The 2,037-nt window shown below is 71.9% G+C and carries 2 protein-coding genes; both read left to right on the top strand.

Annotation, left to right across the window (positions count from 1 at the left end; translation table 11 throughout):
- Positions 1 to 163 precede the first annotated feature (163 nt).
- Complete coding sequence (locus A2U95_RS07150) at positions 164 to 1,177, top strand: 4-hydroxy-3-methylbut-2-enyl diphosphate reductase (RefSeq protein ID WP_206282829.1); 1,014 nt, start codon at positions 164 to 166, stop codon at positions 1,175 to 1,177.
- A gap of 148 nt (positions 1,178 to 1,325) precedes the next feature.
- Positions 1,326 to 2,037, top strand: a 712-nt coding sequence (gene ppgK, locus A2U95_RS07145; RefSeq protein WP_166021363.1) for a polyphosphate--glucose phosphotransferase, incomplete at its 3' end; no start/stop codon positions are given.

The raw sequence follows: 2,037 nt of genomic DNA, 5'->3' as shown, positions 1-2,037 counted from the left end.
GGGCGGGCGCACGGCCGGGGCGGTGCGGCGGGCGGGCGCGTCCCGGACCGGCCGTCCCGGCGGCGCGTCCGGGGCGCACCCGCACCGTGCACCCGGCCCCCGGGACGGGGCGACCGCCCGGGGGAGGGGCGGCCACGGGCCCGCGGCCGTGACGGCCCGTACGATGGGGCGCATGACCGACTCTCCTGGCCGCCGCCGTGTCCTGCTCGCCTCTCCCCGCGGCTACTGCGCCGGTGTCGACCGCGCTGTGATCGCCGTGGAGAAGGCCCTGGAACAGTACGGGGCCCCGATCTACGTCCGTCACGAGATCGTCCACAACAAGTACGTGGTGCAGACCCTCGAGAAGAAGGGCGCGATCTTCGTCGAGCAGACGGACGAGGTGCCGCCCGGCAACATCGTGATGTTCTCCGCCCACGGCGTCGCCCCGACCGTGCACGACGAGGCCAGGGCGGGCCGGCTCGCCACCATAGACGCCACCTGCCCCCTGGTCACCAAGGTGCACAAGGAGGCCGTCCGCTTCGCGGCCGAGGACTACGACATCCTGCTGATCGGCCACGAGGGCCACGAGGAGGTCATCGGCACCTCCGGCGAGGCCCCCGACCACATCCAGCTGGTCGACGGCCCCGAGGACGTCGCCAAGGTCGAGGTCCGCGACCCGTCCAAGGTGGTCTGGCTCTCCCAGACCACGCTCTCGGTCGACGAGACGATGGAGACGGTCGGCGCGCTCAAGGAGAAGTTCCCGCAGCTGATCTCGCCGCCCAGCGACGACATCTGCTACGCCACCCAGAACCGTCAGCTGGCCGTCAAGGAGATGGGCGCCCAGGCCGAGCTGGTCATCGTGGTCGGCTCGCGCAACTCCTCCAACTCCAAGCGCCTGGTCGAGGTCGCCAAGCTGGCCGGTTCCGCCGCCGCCCACCTGGTCGACTTCGCCGACGAGATCGAGGAGAGCTGGCTGGAGGGCGTCACCACGGTGGGCGTCACCTCGGGCGCCTCGGTGCCGGACGTGCTGGTCGAGCAGGTGCTCGAGTGGCTGTCGCGGCGCGGCTTCGAGGACGTGGAGATCGTGAAGGCGGCCGAGGAGTCGATCACCTTCTCGCTCCCCAAGGAACTGCGGCGCGACCTCCGCGAGGAGGCGGCCGCGCTGATGGCCGAGCGGACCGGCGGCGCACAGGCCTGACCCTCGCCCCGGCCCCGCTCCCGCGGGGGCGCACGATCCCCTCGCAGGCCCGCACCACGGTGCGGGCCTGCGACGTTTCACGCCCCTCACACCGATTGCGCACCCCCTCGGGGCGGTGACGCGGCGCCGCGCGTCGTAGCGTGGTGTCATGCAGATCTTCGGTGTGGACATCGGTGGTTCCGGAATCAAGGGCGCGCCCGTGGACCTTGCGGCGGGTGACCTGGCCGCCGAGCGGCACAAGGTGCTGACTCCGCAGCCCTCGACCCCTGACGACGTGGCGGAGTGCGTACGGCAGGTCGTCGGCCACTTCGACTGGCACGGACCCGTCGGGGTCACCTTCCCCGGCGTGGTCACCGACGCCTCCACCATCCGCACCGCGGCCAACGTCGACAAGCAGTGGATCGGCACGGACGCCGCCGCGCTCCTCGGCGAGCGGCTGGACGGCATCCCGGTCACCGTGGTCAACGACGCCGACGCGGCGGGCGTGGCCGAGATGAACTTCGGCGCGGGCATGGGGCGCAGGGGCACGGTCATCGTGCTGACCTTCGGCACCGGCATCGGCAGCGCGGTCTTCACCGACGGCGTGCTGGTCTCCAACACGGAACTCGGCCACCTGGAGCTGAACGGGCACGACGCGGAGACCCGGGCGTCCCACAAGGCCCGGGAGGACGGCGACCTGTCCTGGGAGCACTGGGCGCGCCGGGTGGAGAAGTACCTCTGCCACGTCGAGATGCTGTTCTCGCCGGAGCTGTTCATCGTGGGCGGCGGGGTCAGCCGGAAGGCGGAGAAGTTCCTGCCGCTGATCACCAAGGTGCGGGCCGAGATCGTGCCGGCGCGGCTGCAGAACAACGCGGGCATCG

Origin of the sequence: Streptomyces chilikensis, from assembly GCF_001642695.1 — a bacterium.
Lineage (GTDB): Bacteria > Actinomycetota > Actinomycetes > Streptomycetales > Streptomycetaceae > Streptomyces > Streptomyces chilikensis.
This window is presented reverse-complemented; position numbering and strand designations above follow the sequence as displayed.